Raw genomic sequence first — 21,815 nt, forward strand, 5'->3', positions numbered from 1 at the left:
GCGGGGGGGGGGGGGTCACGAAATGGGCCGCGCAGGGGGCCACCACCCCAACCCCGTCTCACCCCGCGCGGGGGCGGGTTATCAACCCCCCCAGCCGCCGGCGCCGACCCGCGGGTAGGGGCGCGCCCATCGCACGCTCACGCTTCCTGATGATAGCAGTGGCCGTCTTTGCCGGCCTCGGCCTCGCCTGGTGGGCGGCAACGGGGCTGGGATTGGTAAAGCCAATTTTCCTGCCGTCGCCGGGAAGCGTGGTGACCCAGCTCGGCAAGCTCTCGGGTGACGGCACGCTATGGCTGGATCTCAGGGCCTCGATATACCGTATTTCTGTTGGCTTCCTCATCGCCTCGGCATTGGCGATTCCGATTGGCGTGCTGATCGGCAGCTTCAGGACCTGGGAAGCGGCGATCGAGCCGCTTGTGGATTTCATCCGCTACATGCCGGTGGTTGCTTTCGTGCCTCTCTCCATCCTGTGGTCGGGGACTGGCGATGCCCAGAAATTCTTGATTATCTTCATAGGCACCTTCTTCCAGCAGGTGCTGATGATCATGGACAATGTGAAGCGGGTTCCCGCTGATTTCATCGGCCTTGGCAGGACGCTCGGCCTGCCGGATCGCAAGATCCTGACGCGCATCGTCGTTCCCAGCGCCTTGCCAGGCATTTGGGATACGCTGCGCATCAGTCTCGGCTGGGCATGGACCTGGCTGGTGTTGGCAGAACTTGTCGCGGCGACATCAGGCCTCGGCTACCGCATCACCGTGTCCCAGCGCTATTTCCAGACAAACACCATCATCGGCTACATCCTGCTGCTGGGCGTGCTTGGCCTCATTACCGACCAGGTCATGAAGGCACTGGGAAAAGTGCTGTTCCGGCAGGAGGGCCACGTGCAATGAGGCCGGGCCGATGAGTTTGCCCAAATTGCGGATCGAAGGCCTCCACAAAAGCTTCGGCACGGGCGCGCGGCGCACGGAAGTACTGCGCGATATCAATCTCGATCTTGCCGACAACGAGTTCGTCTCGCTGGTGGGCACGTCGGGTTGCGGCAAGAGCACGCTGCTGTCGATCGTTGCCGGACTGCAGGATTTCGAGGCGGGAGATCTTGCTATCGATGGTGCGCCGATCCTGCGGCCGGGCCTCGACCGCGGCGTCGTCTTTCAGTCCTACACCCTGCTTCCCTGGCTGACGGCGCAGCAGAACATCGAGTTCGCGCTCAAGGCCGCGGGTCATGACCGCGCGACCTGCCGCAGGATAGCGCGCGAGCATCTCGATCTGGTCAAGCTCCCTCATAGCGCCAATCGCTATCCATCTGAGCTTTCTGGCGGCATGAAGCAGCGCGTGGCCATAGCGCGTGCCCTTTCCTATCGACCCAAAATGCTTCTGATGGACGAGCCCTTTGGCGCGCTCGATGCCTTGACCAGGCATCAGATGCAGGAACTCCTGACGCAGATCTGGGAGGAGCACAGGCTCACCGTGCTCTTCGTCACCCATGATGTGGAAGAAGCCGTCTACCTGTCGGACCGCATCGTCGTGATGGGGATCGGGCCGGGACGCATCATGCAGACCTTCAATGTCGATATCGAGCGCCCGCGCCGGGAAGAGGTCATGGAAACTCCGGCCTTCATGGATTTGCAGCGCCGCGTGCACAAGGCGATCCGCGAGGCTTCTAAACGTCCCGAAATGGTTTAGGCAGGCCACTCATGCGTGTCGGGTCCAAGAGCGGAACCAACGCGGCTGGACGCGGAGGACTTTAGCGTAGAATTACTTACAATCCGCGACCAGCGTAGCGCCCAATCTCGATATCGCGCCATCGCGACCCCTGACCAGGGGAGCAGCCATCGGCATCTTTCTCTTCAAGCTCGAAAAAAAATCTGCAGGACAATGTCGATTTCCTAAACTCCGTTCGTCGTTTCGCTGCCGGTCGGTGAGGCCGGCTCAAACAAGGAGACAGACGATGCGTGTGATGGTGCTCGTGAAGGCTACCGAGGATAGCGAAAAGGGCTTTCTCCCGACGCCCGAGGCGAAAGAGGCGATGGAGGCGATGGGCAGATTTAACGACGAGCTGCGCAATGCCGGCATCTTGCTCGACGCCGACGGCCTCAAGCCCTCCTCGCAGGGCAAGCGCGTTGCGTTCGATGGTCCCCGCCGGACGGTCATCGACGGGCCTTTCGCCGAGACCCGCGAACTGGTCGCCGGTTTTTGGCTCTGGGAAGTCAAGGACATGGACGAGGCGGTCGCCTGGGTGAAGCGCTGCCCCAATCCCATGCCGGGACCGAGCGAGATCGAAATCCGGCCGCTGTACGAGATGGCTGATTGGCAATGGGAATCTGACGCCGGAGGTCACGGAAATCCGTGACCGGACGCGCGAGAAGCGCAGCGGCAACTGAACCTGTCGGCCGCAACCTGCTTGCCTCCATTGTGGCTTTGGCCGACAAGGCGGCATGACCGCAGGCGAGACGCACCAGGCGATCGAGGCGATTTTTCGCATTGAACGGGCCCGGCTCATTGCGGGCCTGGCCCGCCTCGTGCGCAATGTCGACCTTGCAGAGGAACTGGTGCAGGACGCCCTGGTCATAGCCCTCTCCGAATGGTCCAGGACCGGCGTTCCGGCCAATCCCGGCGCTTGGCTGATGACGGTCGCCAAACGCCGCGCCATCGACGCGATCCGTCGCGACAAGATGCGCGAGCGCAAGCATGAGGAGATCGCCCGGGAGCTGGACGGCGAGTGCGACCGTACGGCCGAGGGAAACGAAATGGCCATGAACGACGATCTTGGCGACGAGCTGCTGGGCCTCATCTTCACAGCCTGCCACCCGATACTTTCGGCCGACGCTCGCGCAGCGCTCACGCTGCGTGTCATCGGCGGCCTGACGACGGACGAGATCGCCCGTGCTTTCCTGTCGAGCGAGGTGACGATCGCCCAGCGCATCGTCCGCGCGAAGAGGACGATCGGAAAGGCGGGGCTTAGCTTCGAGGTGCCGCGCGGTGCCGAGCGTGCAGTGCGTCTTTCCTCGGTGCTGGAGGTCATCTACCTCATCTTCAATGAAGGCTATGCTGCCACGGCCGGCGACGACCTTGTCCGGCCGGGCCTGTGCCTGGAGGCACAACGGCTGGGCCGCATGCTGGCGGGTCTGATGGCCGAGGATGCCGAGGTGTTCGGTCTGCTGGCTCTGATGGAAATCCAGGCATCGCGCCTGCCCGCACGCATCGGGCCGGACGGCGCCCTCTCGACCCTGACCGAGCAAAACCGCGCACGCTGGGACCAACTGCTGATCCGCCGGGGCCTTGACGCGCTGGCCCGTGCCGAAGCTCTCGGGGGCGATGGCCCCTATGTGTTGCAGGCCGCGCTTGCAGCCTGTCACGCGCGGGCGCGCAGTCCGGCCGATACCGACTGGCCCCGCATCGCAGCGCTCTACGACCGGCTACGAGCAGTGATGCCCTCGCCGGTGGTCGATCTCAATCGAGCGGTCGCCCACAGCATGGCCTTCGGGCCCGAAGCGGGCCTGCGGCTGGTGGACGAGATTGCCGACGCCGCCGCCTTGCGCAATTATGCGCCATTGCCGGCGGCGAGGGCCGATTTTCTGTTTCGGGCCGGCCGGCTGGCCGAGGCCCGCGCCGAATTCGAGGCTGCGGCCAAGCTCACCCGCAACGCGCGCGAAGCGGCCTTTCTCCTCGCCCGTGCAGACGCTTGTGGTTGACAGCATCGCTCTGCGTGCCCGACGCGCCGCTAGGGCAACATCGAAAGCCGTCAGTTCGCTCCCGGCCAGCTCCCTTCAATGAGCGTGAGCAACTCGCAACGCAGCTTGGGTATATTCATTTTGGAGGAGAGGCCTTGATCATGCCAGCAACTGCGTCGGTACGCCGAGAATCGGTCCTGCCTCGACGAGCCGCTGGTCGAGGGTCCACACTGTGGCGCCATGCTCCGATGCCGTCGCGAGGTGCAGGGCGTCGCCAGCACGAAGCCCGAGCATATGCTGATCGGCGAATTTCGCGGCGACCTGAAAATGCCCGCCCGTCACCGGCAGCACGGTGAAGCTCTCAGCGACCAGCTTATTGAACATCGCGAGCGCAGCCGCGCGCTGCTCCAAGTCGATCTGTCCGGTCCGAAGCTTGATCGCCATGGCGGAGGACATCTCGGTGATGGTCCAGTCGCTGATCACAAGTTGCGCTGGGTCCTGCTCCGCCAGCCAGCCCTGAACGCGCGCGGTCATGGCTTCGTTGGATAGCGCCGCGACGATCAGCGAAGTATCGAGATAGGACATCAATAGCGATCGCCATCTCGCATCGATCGCACCAGATCGGCGGCAGCCTGAGCCTGCAGAGGCATGGTTGCGGTCAGGGATTGGAGCAGGACGGCGTCGATCCGTTTGCGAGGGCGGGCCACGGCCGTGAGCCTGGCGACCAGCTTGCCACGCCGGGTTATGTCGATCGAGTCTCCAGCCTCGACCCGGTCGATGAGCTCACTCAGATGTGCCTTGGCGTCCGCCAGATTGACCGCGTCCATGTCAGCTCCTGACCATGTAGATGGTCATATAGCGCATCACGTGTGACAATTCCAGTGCACGGCGAATGAGCAACTGGCTGCGTGAGCGAAGCAGGTGACCGCTCCTGCAACGAGAAATATGCCGCTTCCCGCTTGACTCACACATATCCCGGTGGTTATGCATTGATCAATAGCCGACGGGTTATCTATCCCAATGCCAAACGCTCACGATGTGCTCTTCAGAACGCTTGCCGATCCGACTCGGCGCGCTATTTTTGAGCGACTGTGTCGCGAGGGAGAGCAGACAGTCGGCGCTCTGACGGCTCAGGCCGGGATATCGCAACCGGCCGTGTCGAAACATCTCGGGATTTTGCGGCAGGCGGGGCTGGTGCGCGACCGCCATGCGGGACGGCAGACCCATTATAGCGCGCAGCTCGCCGCGCTTGCCCCCCTGATCGACTGGACAAGCCAGATGACCGGGTTCTGGCAGGGCCGGTTCGACGACCTCGAGGACCTGCTCAAAAGGATGGACCAGTGAACGAAATAGCGAGCGAAACGCTCTCCGTCATTGTCGAACGGGAAATCGCTTATCCGCCGGAGAAGATCTGGCGCGCGCTCACGCAACCACACTTGATCGAGGAGTGGCTTATGAAAAACGACTTCAAACCTGTCGCGGATCACCGTTTCAACCTTCACGCGGCCTGGGGCTCTGTCGAATGTCAGGTCCAGACGGTCGAGCCGAACAGAACGCTGACTTACACGTGGAATACCAAGGATCTCAAGAGTGTCGTCTCCTGGACGATCACCCCCACGAGCACCGGCGCCCGCTTGCGCATGGAACAGTCCGGCTTCCGGCCGGATCAGCAGCCTTACTTCCGAGGTGCCAAAGTCGGCTGGCCAAGGTTCTTTGACGATCTGGAGCAGGTTCTGGCGCGAACGGACTGAGATCCGCCAGCGCTATTCAAGCAAGGGCTCTGTTACAGGGCGGCAGATGGCGGAGGATAATGGAGGCAAGCCAATGAAGATCAAGTTGACCAAAGTATACGTGGATGACCAGGAAAAGGCTCTGGGTTTCTACACCGAAACGCTCGGCTTTACCAAGAAGGCCGATTTCAGCAATGGGCCGTTTCGCTGGCTGACCGACGCATCACCCGACGAGCCGGACGGTGCCGAGCTGCAACTCGCGCTCAATGACAACCCCGCTGCAAAGACCTACCAGCAAGCTATTTTCCAGCAGGGCCAGCCCGCGGTCATGTTCTTCACCGATAACGTCAAGGGGGGACTACGAGCGCATCAAAGCGCGCGGCGCCAAGTTCACCATGCCGCCGACCGAAGTAACCGGCTCGATCATAGCCCAGCTGAACGACAACTGCGGCAATCTCATTCAAATCACACAGCTGGCGCGCTGGTAAGGCACGCATTCAGTGGCGTGGCTGCCCGGCGGGAGCCGCCAAACGGGCCGCCCGATCCGCTCGGTTCGTCTTCAGAGGAGGTCTCAATGGATTGGAACAAATGGGTTCGGCAGATCCACCGCTGGCTGTCGATCATCTTTGCGGCGGTCGTCGCCGCCATCTTCATCAGCCTGGGAGTAGGCAAGGAACCCTCCTACTGGGTATACCTCATGCCGCTGTTTCCACTCGGCTTGCTCCTGCTTACCGGACTGTACATGTTCGTGCTGCCTTACGCGCCCAAGCGGCGCGGCGCGGGGGGCACTGGCGCATTGGAGTGAATGCATGGCCAACAAGACGCCCATCAAGTCATCGGCGGTCGCGAAGAAGTCCGCCGCCAAGCCTGCAGCCGCCAAGCCGGTCCTCCTCGCAGGCGGCAACCCGCAGATCCCGAAGGGTGATGGTGACGCTCCTGTGCAGGCCTACATCGCGGCCATGCCGGGCTGGAAACGCGACGTCGGGCGTCGCCTCGACGCGCTCATCGTGCGCAACGTCCCTGACGTGCGCAAGGCCGTCAAATGGAACTCGCCCTTCTACGGCGTAGAGGGTCAGGGGTGGTTCCTCAACTTCCATTGCTTCACAAAGTACATCAAGCTGGCTTTCTTCCGCGGCGCGTCGCTGCGTCCCGTCCCACCCGGTGAGTCCAAGCACAAGGACGTGCGCTACCTCGATATCTACGAGGACGACCTGCTCGACGAAGCTCAACTCGCCGACTGGATAAAGCAAGCCAGCCAATTGCCAGGCGAGCGAATGTGAGTGGAATGCCAGTCATCCCGGCAAATCCGGTGCCGACTAGCGGTATTCATGTGACGGGCGAGCGGCAACAACCAAGGGAAAGCGACAATGATGATGAAGAGTGACTCAATGGAAAGAAATGCAGGCAACTCTCCCTCTCAGCTGATCGATGCGAGGATCAGCGAGCTGGGCGATTGGCGAGGCAAGACGCTTTCCCATGTCCGCGCCCTCATCCAGCAGGCCGACCCGGAAGTGGTCGAGGAGTGGAAGTGGCGAGGCGTTCCGGTGTGGTCGCACGCCGGAATAATCTGCACTGGCGAGACCTACAAGAACGTCGTGAAAGTGACCTTCGCAAAGGGCGCCTCGCTGCAGGACCCTTCCGGCCTGTTCAACTCCAGCCTCGAAGGCAACACCAGGCGCGCCATCGATATCCGTGAGGGCGAAGACATAGATGAGAATGCGTTCAAGGCGCTGATACGCGCTGCTGCCGCCTTGAACACGGCCCGATAGTCAGCTCCGGCCGATATGGTCGGCTAGCGGGCCGAGAGCGGCGAGCACGGCTTCGCCGGTGGCTTGCGTCGCGTTCTCATGCGGCGCGCGCAGATTCAGCCAGCGTCTGTCGCCGGACCGTACCGCCAGCACTGCCTTCATCGCAGTGATGAGGCCGGCGTCCTGGATGATTTTGCGGAACGCCCTGATGGCGGCATCCGCGTCCGTAGTGTCCTCTCCCGCCAGCACTGCGTCGTAGAGGGCCCGGATCGCTGCGGCATTCAGATTGACTGTCGCCGAGATGCAGCCGGCAGCACCGTTGGCGAGGCCTTTCGTCAGCTGTGCTTCCGAACTCGGGAACACCGCGACCCTTGGGGCTGCCGCAATGACCGCCGCGGTGTTGTTCCAGTCGCCGGCGCTGTCCTTGTAAGCCACCACGACATCGGGAAACGCTTCGCTCAATCGGGCGGTCAGCGCCGGGCTCACCGCTACGCCGGAATTTTGCGGGATGTGGTAGAGGATCATCCTCATCGCCGGGTTCGCCACCCGATCGATCAGCTCGCCATAATAACGGGCCTGTCCGTTGTCACCGGCGGCCGTATAGAAGAACGACGGCAGCACCATCACCGCAGCACAGCCGAGCCCGACGGCGTGCGCGGTCAGCTCGACAGTCTCGGCAAGTGCTGTGACACCGGTGCCGGGCATAAGCCGGCTTGGCGAAATGCCGGCCTCGACCAGCCACTCCAGCGCCTGCATGCGCACGCGCAACGAGACGGACAACGCCTCGCCCGTGGTGCCGAACGGCGACAGGAAATGCGCTCCCTGATCCAGCACCCAGTTGGCGTGTGATATCCAGAGGTCGCGGGCAATGCAGCCGTCGTTTTCGAACGGCGTCAGGATCGGTGCGATGGTTCCTTGTGGGCGGATCATGTGCGTCCTTCTACGGGTGAAAATCTGTGCTGTGCTCAAAGCCGGCATCAAAATGTCGAGCAAGCTACAGGAAGCAGTGTTGCTGAGTACCGGCCGTTCGACCTCGAAAGCAAGCGGCTCGCGCATAAGCGCGCGATTGTGATCGGGCGGCGGTTCTGAGGCTCTCGAGGTAAGCACTTGTCACGGGACAACCGCGTCCGGCCGAAAGGGGGGTGACAAACGAGTTCTGCTGTTTCATCAATGCCGCCTTTTGAGGAGAAGCCCATGCGGAGGATCGGTGTCGGCATTATCGGCTGCGGCAACATTTCGGATGCCTATCTGAAGGCATCGCCGCAATTCCCGGTGCTCGACATTATCGGCGTCGCCGACATCAACCGGGCGGCAGCCGAGGCCAAGGCAGCGGCCTACGGCCTGGCTGCGATGCCGGTCGACGCGCTGTTGGCCGATCCGCGCGTCGAGATCGTGCTCAATCTGACAACGCCGCAGCATCATGTGCCGGTCGGCCTGCAGGCTGTCGGGCAAGGCAAGCACGTCTATTCCGAGAAGCCGCTGGCAATGACGCTCAGCGACGCCGAGCGGCTCGTCGCGGCCGCGCGCGAAAAGGGCGTGCGTGTCGGCTGCGCACCCGACACCTTTCTTGGCGGCTCCCACCAGACGGCGCGGCGGCTGGTCGATGAGGATACGGTTGGGACCATTGTCGCCGGCTCTGCCTTCATGCAGGTGCCCGGCCACGAGCTCTGGCATCCCAATCCGGATTTCTACTATCAGCCCGGCGGTGGGCCAATGCTCGACATGGGACCGTACTATCTGACCTGCCTGGTCAATCTCCTGGGTCCAGTAAAATCCGTGACCGGACAGGCGAAGTCATCCTATCCCACCCGCACCATCGGTTCCGGACCGCGCCAGGGCGAAACCATCCGGGTCGAGGTGCCGACCCATATTTCCGGCCTGCTCGCATTCGAGAACGGCGCGGCGGTTTCGATCACCACCAGCTTCGACGTCTGGAAGCATGAACACAATCACATCGAACTTTACGGGACCACCGGCTCGATGATCGTCTCCGATCCCAATCAGTTCCAGGGCGACATCAGGACCAGCCAGCGCAAGGGCGACTGGACGGTGGCCGATCAGATCCATTCCTATGGCGACGGCAATTACCGGGGCCTCGGCCTCGCCGACATGGCGCAGGCGATCGTCTCAGGCAGGCAACACCGCGCCAGCCTCGATCTTTCCCTCCATGTCCTGGAAATCATGGAATCGATCATCTCTTCAGCAGAGACAGGGCGGCGTATCGACCTGAGATATGGCTGCGCGCGGCCGGCGCCAATGCACGCCGATCTGCCTTTCGGAATTCTGGAATAGGGGATGACACGATGAGCAAGACGGCACTGATTTTCTGGGGCGGCTGGGAAGGCCACACGCCGGCCCGTAGCGCCCACATCGTCAAGGAGATGCTGGCCGGCAACGGCTTCGACGTGCAGCTGGAGCAGGGGACTTCGGCGCTTGCCGATCCGCAACTGGGCAAGCTCGATCTCATTGTCCCGGTGATCACCATGTCGACGATCGAAAAGCCGGAACTGCAAAACCTGACCAACGCCGTCGGGGCCGGCACCGGCCTTGCGGGCTTTCACGGCACGATGTGCGACAGCTTCCGCAACGAGCCGGAATACCAGTTCATGACCGGCGGCCAGTGGGTCGCCCATCCCGGCAACATCATCGACTATCACGTCGATATCACCATGCCAGACGATCCGGTCATGCAGGGCATCGACGGCTTCGCGTACCGTTCAGAGCAGTATTACATGCATGTCGATCCGACCAACGAGGTGCTGGCGACGACTACTTTCACCGGCGAGCATCTCGATTTCATCGCCGGCGTCGTCATGCCGGTTGTCTGGAAGCGCCGCTACGGCAAGGGCCGCGTCTTCTACAGCGCACTCGGCCACACCGCCGACGAGTTCGCAGTGCCGCAAATGCGTACGATGTTCGAGCGCGGCATGCTTTGGGCCAGCCGAAACCCGGATCTTGCGTAGCCGTTCAATCTGAACGCCACGTATCGTTGTAATCTCTCATAGGGCGGCCGCCCGAACGCGGACACAGCACTGGGCTGCGGCAAGCAATTGACTGCCATGGTAGCATCCAATAGACAGCAGTCTCGTCGGGGAGCCGTAGCTGGAGGTCGAATGGAGCAGACGTGGCGATGGTTTGGCCCGAGCGACGCGGCAACGCTTGCCCATGCCAGGCAGGCCGGCGCGACCGGCATCGTGACGGCATTGCACGACATTCCTTACGGCGAAGTCTGGCCGATCCACGCCATCAGGCAGCGCCAGGCGCTTATCGAGGCGGATCAGGCGATGGGCCTCAAATGGAGCGTCGTCGAGAGCGTGCCCGTGCACGAGGACATCAAGCTCGGCCGCGGCGATCTCGACCGGCTCTACGACAATTTCAGGCAGACCTTACGCAATCTCGGCGCCTGCGGTGTGCGCACGGTCTGCTACAACTTCATGCTGATCCTCGACTGGACCCGGACCGACCTGGCTGCGCCGCTGCCGGGCGGCGGACGGGCGCTCCGCATGAACATGCACGAGCTTGCCGCGTTCGATTGTTACATGCTGCAGCGCAAGGGATCTGAGCGCGACTATGCGTCCGATGTTCTCCAGCGGGCAAGCGAATGGTTCGAGGCGACGCCGGATGCGTCAAAAGAGCGTCTGCTTGCCAACATCATGGCCGGCCTGCCGGGCGCCTTCAAGCGCTATGACATAGCGGAATTGCGCGAAGTGGTGGCCGAGCAGTCTAGCCTGTCGCACGACCGGCTGCGCGAGAATCTCGTCCGTTTTCTCGAACACGTGCTGCCGGCGGCCGAAGAGGCGGGCGTCACGTTGGCGATCCACCCGGACGATCCGCCGCGCGATCTCGTCGGCCTGTGCCGGATCGTCAAGAACGCCGACGACATCGCCTTTATCCTGGATGCGGTGCCATCGGCCCATAGCGGCCTTACCTTGTGCACGGGGTCGCTGGGCGCCAATCCGGCCAATGACGTGCCCGCCATCGCCAGGCGCTTTGCGCACAAGATCAACTTCGTGCACCTGCGCAACGTCAGCAAGGATCCGGACGGGTCGTTCATGGAGTCCGAGCATCTGAACGGGGATGTCGACATGGTTTCGGTGGTCTCGATCTTGCTCGACGAGCAGCAACGCCGCCGCGACGCCGGGCAACCGGCGCTGCTGCCGTTTCGCCCGGATCACGGCCACGAGCTGATCGATGACGCCACGCGGCACACCCATCCCGGCTACCCCGTGATCGGCCGTCTTCGCGGCCTTGCCGAACTGAGAGGCGTAATGACGGCGATTGCCCATCAGCGCGGTTATAGGCTGCAATGAGGGCGCCCCGCCTGCTCTGCGTCGGCGCGCTCACCTACGACACGATCTTGCGCCTCGATGTCCTGCCGTCCGGCGCCGGCAAGTTCCTGCCGAGCGAGGCCGTGCAGATCGCCGCCGGCATGGCGGCAAGTGCCGCCGCGTCGGCAAGCCGCCAGGGCGGGCAGGTCTGGCTATGGGCAAGCGTCGGCAACGATGCCGTCGGCCGCGATGTCATCGCCCAGATGGAGGCGGAGCGGGTCGACTGTTCGTTGGTGCGCAGGGTTGAAGATGGCCGCTCGGCCATTGCCACGATCCTGGTCGATGCCGCCGGCGAGCGCATGATTGTGCCCTTCTACGATTCCGTCACGCAAGCCGATCCGGACCGTCTTCCGCCCGTGGATTTTTCCCGCTTCGACGCCGTCCTGGTCGACGTTCGTTGGCCCGGAGCCGCCGCGATGGCGCTGGCGAAGGCCCGCGAATGCTGCATTCCGGCGATCCTCGACGCCGATATTGCGTCGCGACCGGTGCTCGACCGATTGCTGCCGCTCGCATCGCATGTCGTTGCTTCGCTGCCCGCGGCGCGTATCCTTTGCGGTCCAGAGATCTCCGCCGGTTCCGCCGTCGCTATTCTGGGCGAACGGACCGGCGCCTTCGTCGCGATCACCGATGGGGCGAACGGCACCGCGTTCCAGCACCCGAGCAGCAATGATGTCCGTCATCTGCCGTCGCCGCGAGTCGAAGCCGTCGACACGCTGGCGGCGGGCGACGTGTTTCACGGCACCTTCGCTCTCGGCCTGGCCGAAGGTTGGGACGAAGAGCGGGCGATAGCAGTGGCAAGTGCTGCCGCCGCGCTGAAGTGCCTGCGTTTTGGCGGACGGCTCGGCGCGCCGACGCGCGCGGAAACACTGGCCTTCATGCAAGGATCGACATGACGCCGAATACGCTCGGGCCGGCTCAGCGAAAAGGGTACGTCATGCGTCGCTGATCGACTACCATGGCAGCCGCTACAACTGTTCGTGGGAGGAGAAATGCCTGAGTTCAAAAAACGCGCACTGGTCACCGGGGCGGCCATGGGCATCGGCCGTGCTGTCGCCGAAAGGCTGGCCGAGCAAGGTGTCGACCTGATCCTCTTCGACCGTGTGGGCGATCAGCTGGACGAGGTCGCGGCGCAGCTTGCGGCGCGCGGCGTGACCGTGCACACCGTGCTCGGCTCGACCGCCGACACTGAAGCCTGCTGCCGCGCCGTCGAGCTTGCCCGGTCCGCGTTCGGCGGGCTCGACATGCTTTCCCACAATGCCGGCATCCAGCGTTACGGAACGGTGGAGACCACGGACGAGGCGCTTTGGGACGAGGTGATGAACGTCAACCTCAAGGCTGCCTATCTGCTCTCCCGCGCGGCGATGCCGCTGCTGCGGCAAAGCCGCGGCGCCATCGTCCATATGAGCTCGGTGCAAGGCTTGGCCAGCCAGGAAGGGGTTCTGGCCTACAGCACGGCCAAGCACGGCTTGATCGGGCTGGTCAAATCCATGGCCGTCGACTATGCGCCGCTCGGCGTGCGCGTCAATGCCGTGGCTCCGGGCGCGGTCGACACGCCGATGCTGCGGGATGCGGTCAAGCTCAACGATAAGCCAGACGAGATCCTGCGCATCCTTGACAACATGCATCCGCTCGGCCGCACCGCCCAGCCGCAAGAGATTGCGGCCGTCGTTGCCTTCCTGCTGTCCGACGATGCCTCCTTCGTCACCGGCGAGGTCGTGCGCGTCGATGGCGGCCTGCTGGCGCGCATCGGCGGTTCCCCGCGCAAGGAATAACGTCGGCGCTGCTGCTTGCGCAGCCATTTCATGAGCGGCTTGAAGCTGCCGAGCCTTTAAGGGAATTTGCCGATGGCAGGGCTTTTGGGAATGCGGACCATCACCGAGGGGCGGCTTGGCGAAACCGGCCCCAGCGCTTCAGTCGCGGCGAAGACGTTCGAGGTCCTGCTCGACCAGATCCTGACCTTCCGCCTGAAGCCGCACGAGCTGATTTCCGAAAAGGCGATGTCGGAAGCCCTCGGCGTGAGCCGCACGCCGGTCAGGGAGGCGCTCGCCCGGCTGGCCGGACTTGGCCTGATCGACATCTATCCGCAGCGCGGCAGCATGGTGGCGCCGCTGCGGATCGCCGATCTCGAGAAATCGCAGTTCCTGCGCGAGTCGCTTGAAGTCGGCCTGGTCAAGCGTGCGGTCGAGAGCCCGCGCCGCGCCGAACTGCTCGCCATGCTCAAAGGCGAACTGGCGGTCCAGGAGACGTTCGCCTCCATCTCGGACGACAGGCGCTTCTTCAAGTCGGACGAGCTGTTCCACCAGCACATCGCCAGCGATGCCGGCTTCCCCGGAATCTGGGCCGACATCAGCGCGGCGAAGCTGCACATGGACCGCTTCCGCTTCCTGTCTTTCCCGCGCCTCGACAGCATGTCGGTGGTTCTCGGCCAACATCGGCGGATCGTCGAGGCGCTCGAGCAGGCCGACGCCCTTGCGGCGGAAGAGGCGATGCGAACGCATCTTCGCCGCATCTTCGAGGTGCTCGCAATCGTCCGGGAACGCTATCCCCATTATTTCAAGGCACCGGGCTCGGCTGGAAAGAGGACAGAAGCGGCTGCCGCCGATCTGCCCGAATGACAACCATTCGCGCGACGGAGCGAGGAGGAATGACGACGTGGAAACGTGAAACCAGCCGCTCAGTCCGGGCCTGAGCCTTTCTTCGGCGCTTCCGAAGGCAACTTGGCCTTGCTGCCGGATTTGTCGGAAGTTGGCTTGGCTTCACGATTTTGCGCCTCGCCGCCTTGCTCCTTGCGGAGCTGCTTTTCTATCGTCGATCGCGATCCTTCCGCAGGGTCCTGTTCGGGATGGCTCTCCCTAGCCGTCATGTCAGCTCCTATCCATTCTGGTCTATTGCATGTGGCGAGGGCTGAGTTTCGCCACCAGTGCTGGTCCTGTCGCGCCCAAGCATCAGCCATGCGGCGAAGAGCACGACCAGTACGACCACGATCCAGGCGACGAGACGAGGCATGGGGCCTCACTTCCCCCGCCGCTTGCTGCCGCGCACCTCGGGATCGGAGCCGGTCCCAACCGTTGGATCGGGCACGACCGGACCGCGTTCGGCTTCGGAGCCCTCAGCTTCGATCTCCTGCACGGCCTGGTCCCAATGCTCGCGCTCGCGTCCTTGCGGACGGCCTTCGCGCTCCCATATCTCATGGGCCCGCTGCCTGATACGCTCTTCCTTGTCCATGACCTTTGCCTCCTGATATCCCTAATCCGGCGATCGAAGGTTTGTTCCGCGTTGCCAGGCAGTTCCGACGGTTCAGTTGACGTGACCACCGGGCGCCCTAGATGAAATTGCACGCCGAAGTCGCCTGGTGCCGGGGAGAACAATCGTGTGGCAGCAACGCTACAAGCACGTGTTGTAGATGCCATTGCAGCTATCGGTCTTCGACCAGACCGGCTGTGCCTGCTGCTGACAACGTTTGTGCTGACGGCATGCTCGCCTTCCGACCAGATCGAGCAGCAGTCGAAAACCGCGGCTTCGGCCGCACAGACCGCATCGCTGGTCCTGGGTGCCTGGGCCGCCGGGGCAGCCCCTTCGACATATACGTCGCGCACGTTGCAATCGGTCGGCAAGGCCCTCGTCGATGCCAGTGCGCAAATCCAGTCCGCCAAGTCGCCTGAGCCCAGCGAGCAAGCCGGTCTGACGGCGGTAGTCGGACAGCTGTCGGCGGCGGTGACACGCGCCGCGACGGCGGTGCAGGACGGCAACCGATCGGAGGCGGAACAGGTGCAGCAGGATCTCCGGGCTGCCACCGCCGCCCTGAATGCATCCTACGCCAAACATTTCGCGCCGAAACCATGAAGAAGCTGCTCGAAATATCGCTGGGCATCGTCACCAGCGTTGGTGGCTTTCTCGAGGTCGGATCGATGGCAACCGCCGCACAGGCGGGTGCAGCGTTCAGGTTCCAGCTGATCTGGGCCGTCCTCCTGGGCACGATCTGCATCATCTTCCTGGTCGAGATGGCCGGCCGCTTCGCCGCTGTAAGCCATCACACCATCGCCGACGGGATCCGGGAACGGTTTGGCTTCACCGCCTTTCTGTGGCCGTTGCTTGCGACTTTGCTGGTCAACTTCCTGGTCATGGCAGCCGAGATCGGCGGTGTCGCCATTGCGCTCGAGCTCGCCACCGGCATCAGCTTTCAGTGGTGGGCCCTGCCGGTCGCTTTTCTGGCATGGCTGTTCCTCTGGAAAGGCACGTTCGGCTTCATTGAAAAGGGCGTCTCGATCCTCGGCCTGGTCACGCTGTGCTTCGTGGTTGGCGCCGTCATGCTGAAGCCCGATTGGGGGCAGGTCGCGGCCGGTGCCGTGCCCAGTCTGCCCGAGCACGACGCGGCCAATTACTGGTTCATGGCGGTCAGTATTCTTGGTGCGTCGGTCTCGCCCTACCTGTTCATGTTCTATTCGTCGGGAGCCATCGAGGACCAGTGGGACAAGAGCTATCTCGGGACCAATCGGGCCATTGCCGGATTGGGAATGAGTTTTGGCGGCACAATCTCGATCGGCGTGCTGATCGTGGCGGCGCTCGTGCTGGCGGCGCACGGCATAGAGCAGGTCGACGACTACCATCAATTGCCGCTGATGCTGATCCAGATCTTCGGTTTCTGGGGGTTCGTCCTGTTCGTTGCTTCACTAGGCATAGCCTGCTTCGGCGCTGCGCTCGAAATCGGGCTGCAGCAAGCGTACTTGGTGGCGCAGGGTTTCGGCTGGACCTGGGGCGAGGACCTGAAACCGCGCGACGATCCCGGCTTCAGCACCGTCTACACGGTCTCGCTGTTTCTCGCCGCCATTCCGATCGCCCTGGGTCTCGATCCGCTGAAGCTAACCATCTTTTCCATGGCGCTGACGGCCGCCAGCCTGCCGCTGACCGTGGTGCCGTTCCTTTTCCTGCTGAATGACGAGCGTTATGTCGGCGAGCACCGCAATGGCATGATCGCGAATGCCGCGGTCATCTTCATCATTGCGCTCGGTTTCGTGCTCGCGATCGTGACCATTCCTTTGCAGATATTCGGAGGCACGTGATGGATTTGCTGCGCGACATCCTGGACAAGCAAGTGGTTGACCGTGAGCAGGTCAAGATCGGCAAGGTAGACGGGCTGGTAGCCGAGGTCAGGCCGGGCAAGCCACCCAAAATCGTTACGGTCGAGCTCGGCTCGATCACGCTGGCGCGTCGGCTTGGCGAGCGATCCGGGCGCTGGATGGCGCGCCTTGTGGCAAGGCTCGGCGGCAAGCGCCATGCCGAACCGCACCGCATCGCCTGGAACAAGGTGCGCGACATCGGCGTCGACATCGAATTCGACATCGACGTGCGTGAAACGGCGATTTTCGACTGGCAGGATTGGCTGCGCGACCATGTCATAAGGCGTATCCCGGGAGCCGGATGATGGCCACCGTCAACCTTGAGCAATTGGCAGGCAGAAATGTGCTTTCGCAGCGCGGCAAAAGCATCGGCCATATCGAGGAGATACGCGCCGAACCGGATGGCGACGACCTCGTGGTTACCGAGTACCATGTCGGCATCTACGCGGCGTTCGAGCGTCTTTCCGCTTCGGCCATCGGCACGGCGGTCCTCGAAGTCTTTCGACTGCGCAGTCGCGGCAGCATGTACCGCATTCCCTGGGACAAGCTCGACATCTCCGACCCGACGCAGCCGCGACTGATGTGCACGATGGAAGAACTTTCCGCTATGAAGGGCAGTATCGAGGGCGATAAACCGGAATGAACGACACTTTCCCGCCGTCGGAGAATGGGGTTCAGTGAAAGTCCTGGTTACCGGCGCCACCGGCCTGATCGGTGCCTCCGTCGTGGCACGCCTTCTTTCCGAAGGGCATGAGGTAATCGGATTGGTCCGCAGCCCCGGTGCAAACCGGGCCGGCAATTACCAATTGCTGGTGCTGGACATGGCGGTGGCGCTGCAGCCCGAAGACTGGCTACCGCATCTCAGGGGTGTCGACGCCGTCGTGAATTGTGCCGGCGTTCTCCAGGACAGCCCCCGTGAAAAGACGCGCGAAGTCCATCGCGATGCGGCGGTCGCACTCTTTCGCGCCTGTGCGCGGGCAGGGGTTGCCCGGGTGATCCACTTTTCGGCGATCGGCGTCGATCGGGCGCAGCCTTCGGCGTTCTCGGCGACGAAACTGGCCGGGGACCAGGCGCTTATGATGCTTGATCTGGATTGGGTGGTCCTGCGCCCGTCCGTGGTGCTCGGCCGGCCGGTGTTTGGGGCCAGCGCATTGTTTCGGGGTCTCGCTTCGCTGCCAGTGCTGCCGTCCATGCCCGGCACCGGCCGGCTCCAGGTGGTACTACTCGACGATGTGGTCTCAACGGTCGTTTTCCTTCTCGATCCCGCCAGTCCGTCTCGCGTCGTGCTGGAACTTGTCGGTCCCGAACAACTGAGCATGGACGAGGTCGTCGGCAGTTATCGCCGATGGCTCGGTTGGGCTCCGGCAGCCAGGTTTGTCTTGCCGGCGCCTGTTGCAAGGCTTCTCTACGGCCTAGGCGACCTTGCCGCGATGTTCGGCTGGCGTCCGCCGATGCGCACCAACACGGCCAGGGAGATCGCCCGAGGAGCGGTTGGAGATCCCTCGGACTGGACCGCCGCGACCGGCATACGCCCGCAAACCCTGACGGGCTTCCTCGCGCTCAATCCGGCAACGGTGCAGGAGAAATGGTTTGCCCGGCTGTATTTCATCAAGCCGGCGATCTTCGTCGTCCTGCCCGTCTTCTGGATCATGACGGGAATTGTGTCGCTGACAACCGGCTACGGCAGCGGCGTCGATCTGATGCAAGGCACGGGGGCCGGCATCTTGTCGGCACCGATCGTGATCGCCGGCGCTCTTGCCGACATCGCCATCGGCGTGCTCATAGCCTGGCGGCCGGCGGCGCGAAAAGGCCTCTATGGCGGCATCGCGCTCTCGCTCTTCTATCTGGTCGTGGGAAGCTTCCTGAGCCCCGATCTGTGGAACGACCCGCTTGGGCCGTTCCTCAAAGTGTTGCCGATCCTGGTGCTGCACTTTGTGGCCTTGGCAGTGCTGGAGGAGCGTTGATGCTCTATTTCCTGCTGAAATTTCTGCATGTCATCGGCGCATCCGTGCTGCTTGGCACCGGCGCCGGCATCGCTTTCTTCATGCTGCTCGCCCACAGGACCGGCAATGCCGCGACGGTTGCGGCGGTGGCGCGTATCGTCGTCGTCGCCGACTTCCTTTTCACAGCGACGGCCGTGGTCGCGCAACCTTTGACCGGAGCCGCGCTTGCCTGGCAGGCTGGCTACTCGCTGTCGGAGGGCTGGATCGCACTTTCGATCGCGCTCTATATCGTCACCGGAATGTTCTGGCTCCCGGTCGTCTGGATGCAAATGGAGATGCGCAAGCTGGCATCGCAAGCCGCCGCTGGCGGTGCGCCGTTGCCGCCGCGATACCATCGGCTCTTCTGGTTGTGGTTCGCCTTCGGCTTCCCCGCCTTCGCTGCCGTGCTCGGGATTTTCTGGCTGATGATCGCGCGGCCTGCGATCGAGTGGTAGGTCGCAGGCAGGTCCCACTGCGATAATGCCCAGTCAAAGCACTGCGGAAAATTCCGGCCCCTGCACCGCGAATATCTGCCGGAGCGCACGTGCGTCTCGACCTATAAGTCGCACCGGAGTCCGGTCTCGTATCATTTCCAACCGCGCGCTCACGCCCATCGGCACAGGACAAGATCCCGTCTTGAGGCTGGTTAGGCTTCGCTTACAAAAAGATGACGCCTGAGGGGAACACGGGAAGCACATGCAAGTTCGGTGCGCAGTGGAGGAGATTGCGCCATGAACAGTGTTATTTATCTCATCGGCCTTGTCGTCGTCGTGCTTGCGATCCTCTCCTTCCTCGGATTCCACTAGGAGACACCATGCAGGACAAAGACGATCAAGGCCGTCAGACGGCCGATTTCGAGACAGCCAGAAGCGAGCTTTCGGAAAGACTGCAACGGGAAAAGCAGACCGCGACGGAAGCGCTCCACGATGCGCGTGACGAGATCACCAGGAAAGCCGGAGATTACGCATCGGAAGCAAAGCAAGCATTGTTCAACAAGGCGGAGGGAACGCAGCGCGACATGAGCGCCAGTCTCAAGGCCTTCAGCGGCGCTTTGCGCGCGGCAAGCGAGCATCTTGCCAACAATGATCAACGGACCGCTTCGAAATTCGCCCTTGACGCCGCAGGCGGGCTCGAGCGGCTTTCCTCGTCCCTGAAGGATAAACCGTTCGACGAGGTGCTTGGCGAAATTCAGTCGTTCGGCCGCGAAAACTCGGGGGCGCTGATCGCCGGCTCGGTATTGGCAGGCCTGGCTTTGGGGCGGTTCATCAAGAGCTCGCCACCCTCTGCCCAAACCGGAGCACCGGGCCAGTCGGGAACAGGCCGGGCGCCCGAGACGGGTCCTAGCTCGAATGAGTCGGGATGGCGATCGGCAGAGCCAGTTGAACCAGCCCCGTTAGGATCCGATCAGTCCGGCGATGACTGGGCCAATGCAAGCCTGGAGCGAAACCCATGACTGACAACCAGGACACTCGCAGCCTGACAACCCTTGTCAGCGATCTGGTACAGCAGGTCACAACACTGCTTCAAACCGAAAGCAGGCTGTTGCGGGCTGAAATGTCAGAAAAGTTAAGCAAGGCCGGCGCCGGCGCCGTGGAGGTAATGGGAGGCGTCATTTGCCTGCTTGCCGCCCTGATGGTGCTTTTGCAGGCGCTGGTGATTGCCTTGGCGAGCGCCGGCCTGGGAGCCGGATGGTCCTCGCTGCTCGTCGGCGTCGTGGTGGCAGTACTGGGCGTCATACTCCTGCGCTCCGGCAAGGCAAGCATGGTTCCCTCAGAGTTGACCCCCGACCGGACACAAGACCAACTTAAACGCGACGCACGCGTGATCAAGGACCAGATAAGATGACCGACAAATCCGCAGCCGAACTCGAACGCGATGCCGACATTGCCCGTGCCAAGATAACGGACACGGCAGACTCGATCCGGAGCAAGATGACACCAGGTCAGCTGATCGACGAATTCACCGGGATGTTCAGCGGCGAGGGATCCGCCATGCTCAGCAATCTTAAGACTCAGGTCAGGGACAATCCGTTGCCGCTTACATTGGTCGGCGCGGGCCTGGCCTGGCTGATGCTAGGCAAGGGCACGTCGGTAGACAGTTCAGCACTTGGTGCCTATTCGACCGGCAGGGAACCTGACGGCACCCGAAACTTCTCTGACCAGAGGGGCTTGGGCGGGGCCTGGCAGGACTCACGCGGCGATGAGTACGGTGCCGAGGGCGAAGGTTCCGCCGGCTCCATGCTCTCCGATGCCGCCCGTTCGGTTGCGTCCGTGGCAGGCGGTGCGACTGAGGCTGTGGCAGACGTTGCGAGCGGCGCCAAAGAAAGGTTAGGAAGCACGGTCGGGCAGTTCGGCTCGGCGGCCACCGATATATCGGGGCGGGTACGGCAGTCGGCGCAGGACCTGTTCCAGCGCGAACCTCTGGCAATGGCCGCGGTGGGCCTTGCCGTGGGCACCGCCATCGGCGTGATGCTGCCTCACACAGCCGCGGAAGACGCGCAACTCGGCCCATACCGCGACAAGCTTCGTGACAGTGCCGAGGAAGTCTTTGAGGAAGGCGTCGAGCAAGCCAAGCAGGTCGCCGCCGAAGCATATGAGACTGTAAAGGAAGAGGCTGACCGACAGGGTTCCAGTGGCAACGCCGAGACGTTGGTCGACCGCGTCGATAAAGTCGTGAAAAAGACGGCAAGCAAAACCGAGGAAGCCATTCGCGATCGTTTGCCGGAGACCGACGAGGCTCCCAAATCGAACGAGTCTCCCGAAACGACGTGATTGCGCTACGGTCGTTCGTGGCGACTCCGACCGCGGTCGCCTCGCGGTTGGAACATCGAAGTCGGCTAGGAGCCCGCAACCTTCCGCTGACAAATGTGATTGCGGCGCTCAAGTCATTAGCCGAGGCGCTCCGGTCCGTTCCGATTCTTCGCTCTAAATCCGTTCGGTTCTTCGGCTCCATGAGGCGTGTCTGCCCACGGCGTGGCACGCAATTCTCAGCAGCACTGTCCAATTCTGAAAAAAACAACCACCCCGTCAATTCGACTGGGACGACGACGTCGAGATTGCACTCGGCCCACTCGCCAAAGAAGCTCATATCCGAGATGCCCGCGAAACAATCCGCACAGCAGATTACCGGGCATAGCGGCGCTCGGCGATGTCCGACTGATCGCGGGCAGCCTCGCCGATGCGGGCCGGTTCCGAAAGGTTCGTCGGCAACTAAGGCATCGAGCCGAAGGCGGTGACGAT

General features: G+C 62.8%; 30 protein-coding genes and 1 pseudogene. 25 read left to right on the forward strand and 6 right to left on the reverse strand.

Translation table 11 applies throughout. The features are described from left to right. The first annotated feature begins 149 nt into the window (after positions 1-149). The 4 genes from NKJ13_RS03380 to NKJ13_RS03395 all read left to right on the forward strand — a co-directional run bounded on the left by NKJ13_RS03380 (position 150) and on the right by NKJ13_RS03395 (position 3,692). A complete protein-coding gene (locus NKJ13_RS03380) occupies positions 150-890 on the forward strand; it encodes an ABC transporter permease (RefSeq protein ID WP_352777138.1) in 741 nt (246 codons plus the stop codon). A gap of 10 nt (positions 891-900) precedes the next feature. After that, on the forward strand, positions 901-1,683 hold the full coding sequence (locus NKJ13_RS03385; protein WP_352737273.1) for an ABC transporter ATP-binding protein: 783 nt from the start codon (positions 901-903) through the stop codon (positions 1,681-1,683). A 265-nt stretch (positions 1,684-1,948) separates the two neighbouring features. Continuing rightward, entirely contained in the window at positions 1,949-2,350 is a 402-nt protein-coding gene (locus NKJ13_RS03390) for a YciI family protein (protein ID WP_352475767.1), read from the forward strand. Between the two features lie 85 nt (positions 2,351-2,435). Beyond that, positions 2,436-3,692: an RNA polymerase sigma factor gene (locus NKJ13_RS03395; protein ID WP_352737272.1), complete on the forward strand. Its 1,257-nt coding sequence runs from the start codon at positions 2,436-2,438 to the stop codon at positions 3,690-3,692. A 138-nt stretch (positions 3,693-3,830) separates the two neighbouring features. On the opposite strand, the gene NKJ13_RS03400 is transcribed toward NKJ13_RS03395, so the two are convergent. Together NKJ13_RS03400 and NKJ13_RS03405 are read right to left on the reverse strand one after the other, a co-directional pair. Next, entirely contained in the window at positions 3,831-4,256 is a 426-nt protein-coding gene (locus NKJ13_RS03400; protein WP_352737271.1) for a type II toxin-antitoxin system VapC family toxin, read from the reverse strand. After that, positions 4,256-4,498 (reverse strand): type II toxin-antitoxin system Phd/YefM family antitoxin, encoded by a 243-nt coding sequence (locus NKJ13_RS03405; RefSeq protein WP_352737270.1) that lies wholly within the window; start codon positions 4,496-4,498, stop codon positions 4,256-4,258. Before NKJ13_RS03405 ends, NKJ13_RS03400 begins: the two co-directional genes overlap by 1 nt. A 193-nt stretch (positions 4,499-4,691) precedes the next feature. Between NKJ13_RS03405 and NKJ13_RS03410 the strand changes: the two genes are divergently transcribed. The 6 genes and pseudogenes from NKJ13_RS03410 to NKJ13_RS03435 all read left to right on the forward strand — a co-directional run bounded on the left by NKJ13_RS03410 (position 4,692) and on the right by NKJ13_RS03435 (position 7,170). Next, entirely contained in the window at positions 4,692-5,015 is a 324-nt protein-coding gene (locus NKJ13_RS03410) for an ArsR/SmtB family transcription factor (protein WP_352737269.1), read from the forward strand. After that, a complete protein-coding gene (locus NKJ13_RS03415; protein ID WP_254818850.1) occupies positions 5,012-5,422 on the forward strand; it encodes an SRPBCC family protein in 411 nt (136 codons plus the stop codon). Before NKJ13_RS03410 ends, NKJ13_RS03415 begins: the two co-directional genes overlap by 4 nt. 73 nt (positions 5,423-5,495) lie before the next feature. Continuing rightward, positions 5,496-5,693: pseudogene (locus NKJ13_RS03420) on the forward strand (VOC family protein); the annotation flags it as partial. A 282-nt stretch (positions 5,694-5,975) separates the two neighbouring features. Next, on the forward strand, positions 5,976-6,206 hold the full coding sequence (locus tag NKJ13_RS03425) for a hypothetical protein (protein WP_352737307.1): 231 nt from the start codon (positions 5,976-5,978) through the stop codon (positions 6,204-6,206). Positions 6,207-6,210: 4 nt separating this feature from the next. Beyond that, on the forward strand, positions 6,211-6,681 hold the full coding sequence (locus NKJ13_RS03430) for a DUF1801 domain-containing protein (protein ID WP_352737268.1): 471 nt from the start codon (positions 6,211-6,213) through the stop codon (positions 6,679-6,681). Positions 6,682-6,789: 108 nt separating this feature from the next. Then, the gene (locus NKJ13_RS03435) at positions 6,790-7,170 is read left to right on the forward strand and encodes a DUF1801 domain-containing protein (RefSeq protein ID WP_352737267.1); all 381 of its coding nucleotides are present in this window, start codon (positions 6,790-6,792) and stop codon (positions 7,168-7,170) included. On the opposite strand, the gene NKJ13_RS03440 is transcribed toward NKJ13_RS03435, so the two are convergent. Next, entirely contained in the window at positions 7,171-8,079 is a 909-nt protein-coding gene (locus tag NKJ13_RS03440; RefSeq protein WP_352737266.1) for a dihydrodipicolinate synthase family protein, read from the reverse strand. Between the two features lie 264 nt (positions 8,080-8,343). On the opposite strand from NKJ13_RS03440, the gene NKJ13_RS03445 reads away from it, so the two are divergent. From NKJ13_RS03445 to NKJ13_RS03470, 6 genes are all read left to right on the forward strand, one after another. Further along, entirely contained in the window at positions 8,344-9,441 is a 1,098-nt protein-coding gene (locus NKJ13_RS03445; RefSeq protein WP_352737265.1) for a Gfo/Idh/MocA family protein, read from the forward strand. A gap of 11 nt (positions 9,442-9,452) precedes the next feature. Then, entirely contained in the window at positions 9,453-10,112 is a 660-nt protein-coding gene (locus NKJ13_RS03450) for a ThuA domain-containing protein (RefSeq protein WP_352475758.1), read from the forward strand. A gap of 150 nt (positions 10,113-10,262) precedes the next feature. Next, on the forward strand, positions 10,263-11,459 hold the full coding sequence (gene uxuA, locus NKJ13_RS03455; protein WP_352506821.1) for a mannonate dehydratase: 1,197 nt from the start codon (positions 10,263-10,265) through the stop codon (positions 11,457-11,459). Further along, entirely contained in the window at positions 11,456-12,370 is a 915-nt protein-coding gene (locus NKJ13_RS03460) for a PfkB family carbohydrate kinase (RefSeq protein ID WP_352737264.1), read from the forward strand. Before uxuA ends, NKJ13_RS03460 begins: the two co-directional genes overlap by 4 nt. A gap of 96 nt (positions 12,371-12,466) precedes the next feature. Next, on the forward strand, positions 12,467-13,249 hold the full coding sequence (locus tag NKJ13_RS03465; protein WP_352737263.1) for an SDR family NAD(P)-dependent oxidoreductase: 783 nt from the start codon (positions 12,467-12,469) through the stop codon (positions 13,247-13,249). A gap of 72 nt (positions 13,250-13,321) precedes the next feature. Further along, positions 13,322-14,092 carry a GntR family transcriptional regulator gene (locus NKJ13_RS03470; RefSeq protein ID WP_352737262.1) on the forward strand — a complete coding sequence of 257 codons (771 nt, stop codon included), beginning with the start codon at positions 13,322-13,324 and terminating at the stop codon, positions 14,090-14,092. Between the two features lie 59 nt (positions 14,093-14,151). On the opposite strand, the gene NKJ13_RS03475 is transcribed toward NKJ13_RS03470, so the two are convergent. Genes NKJ13_RS03475 through NKJ13_RS03485 form a run of 3 tightly spaced genes read right to left on the reverse strand, consistent with a single transcriptional unit; the run spans position 14,152 to position 14,702 of the window. Next, positions 14,152-14,340, reverse strand: a complete 189-nt coding sequence (locus NKJ13_RS03475) for a hypothetical protein (RefSeq protein WP_352737261.1) — start codon at positions 14,338-14,340, stop codon at positions 14,152-14,154. A gap of 8 nt (positions 14,341-14,348) precedes the next feature. After that, positions 14,349-14,483, reverse strand: coding sequence for a hypothetical protein (locus NKJ13_RS03480; protein WP_352688544.1), 135 nt, complete (start codon positions 14,481-14,483; stop codon positions 14,349-14,351). Between the two features lie 6 nt (positions 14,484-14,489). After that, on the reverse strand, positions 14,490-14,702 hold the full coding sequence (locus NKJ13_RS03485) for a DUF2934 domain-containing protein (protein ID WP_352737260.1): 213 nt from the start codon (positions 14,700-14,702) through the stop codon (positions 14,490-14,492). A gap of 147 nt (positions 14,703-14,849) precedes the next feature. Here NKJ13_RS03485 and NKJ13_RS03490 point away from each other — a divergent pair, with 147 nt between their 5' ends. The 9 genes from NKJ13_RS03490 to NKJ13_RS03530 all read left to right on the forward strand — a co-directional run bounded on the left by NKJ13_RS03490 (position 14,850) and on the right by NKJ13_RS03530 (position 21,347). After that, positions 14,850-15,320, forward strand: a complete 471-nt coding sequence (locus NKJ13_RS03490; RefSeq protein WP_352737259.1) for a hypothetical protein — start codon at positions 14,850-14,852, stop codon at positions 15,318-15,320. After that, on the forward strand, positions 15,317-16,537 hold the full coding sequence (locus NKJ13_RS03495) for an NRAMP family divalent metal transporter (RefSeq protein ID WP_352737258.1): 1,221 nt from the start codon (positions 15,317-15,319) through the stop codon (positions 16,535-16,537). Before NKJ13_RS03490 ends, NKJ13_RS03495 begins: the two co-directional genes overlap by 4 nt. Next, on the forward strand, positions 16,537-16,899 hold the full coding sequence (locus NKJ13_RS03500; protein WP_352737257.1) for a hypothetical protein: 363 nt from the start codon (positions 16,537-16,539) through the stop codon (positions 16,897-16,899). Before NKJ13_RS03495 ends, NKJ13_RS03500 begins: the two co-directional genes overlap by 1 nt. Beyond that, positions 16,899-17,237, forward strand: a complete 339-nt coding sequence (locus NKJ13_RS03505) for a hypothetical protein (RefSeq protein WP_352752096.1) — start codon at positions 16,899-16,901, stop codon at positions 17,235-17,237. The genes NKJ13_RS03500 and NKJ13_RS03505 overlap by 1 nt, the downstream gene beginning before the upstream one ends. A 34-nt stretch (positions 17,238-17,271) precedes the next feature. Then, complete coding sequence (locus NKJ13_RS03510) at positions 17,272-18,558, forward strand: SDR family oxidoreductase (RefSeq protein WP_352737255.1); 1,287 nt, start codon at positions 17,272-17,274, stop codon at positions 18,556-18,558. Beyond that, a complete protein-coding gene (locus tag NKJ13_RS03515) occupies positions 18,558-19,031 on the forward strand; it encodes a DUF2269 family protein (protein ID WP_352737254.1) in 474 nt (157 codons plus the stop codon). The genes NKJ13_RS03510 and NKJ13_RS03515 overlap by 1 nt, the downstream gene beginning before the upstream one ends. Positions 19,032-19,300: 269 nt before the next feature. Next, positions 19,301-20,029 (forward strand): WXG100 family type VII secretion target, encoded by a 729-nt coding sequence (locus NKJ13_RS03520; RefSeq protein WP_352737253.1) that lies wholly within the window; start codon positions 19,301-19,303, stop codon positions 20,027-20,029. Continuing rightward, positions 20,026-20,421 (forward strand): phage holin family protein, encoded by a 396-nt coding sequence (locus NKJ13_RS03525; RefSeq protein WP_352737252.1) that lies wholly within the window; start codon positions 20,026-20,028, stop codon positions 20,419-20,421. The genes NKJ13_RS03520 and NKJ13_RS03525 overlap by 4 nt, the downstream gene beginning before the upstream one ends. Beyond that, positions 20,418-21,347: a hypothetical protein gene (locus NKJ13_RS03530; RefSeq protein WP_352737251.1), complete on the forward strand. Its 930-nt coding sequence runs from the start codon at positions 20,418-20,420 to the stop codon at positions 21,345-21,347. Before NKJ13_RS03525 ends, NKJ13_RS03530 begins: the two co-directional genes overlap by 4 nt. The last annotated feature ends 468 nt before the right edge of the window (positions 21,348-21,815 follow it).

Source organism: Mesorhizobium sp. M0174, from assembly GCF_040322275.1.
GTDB lineage: Bacteria > Pseudomonadota > Alphaproteobacteria > Rhizobiales > Rhizobiaceae > Mesorhizobium.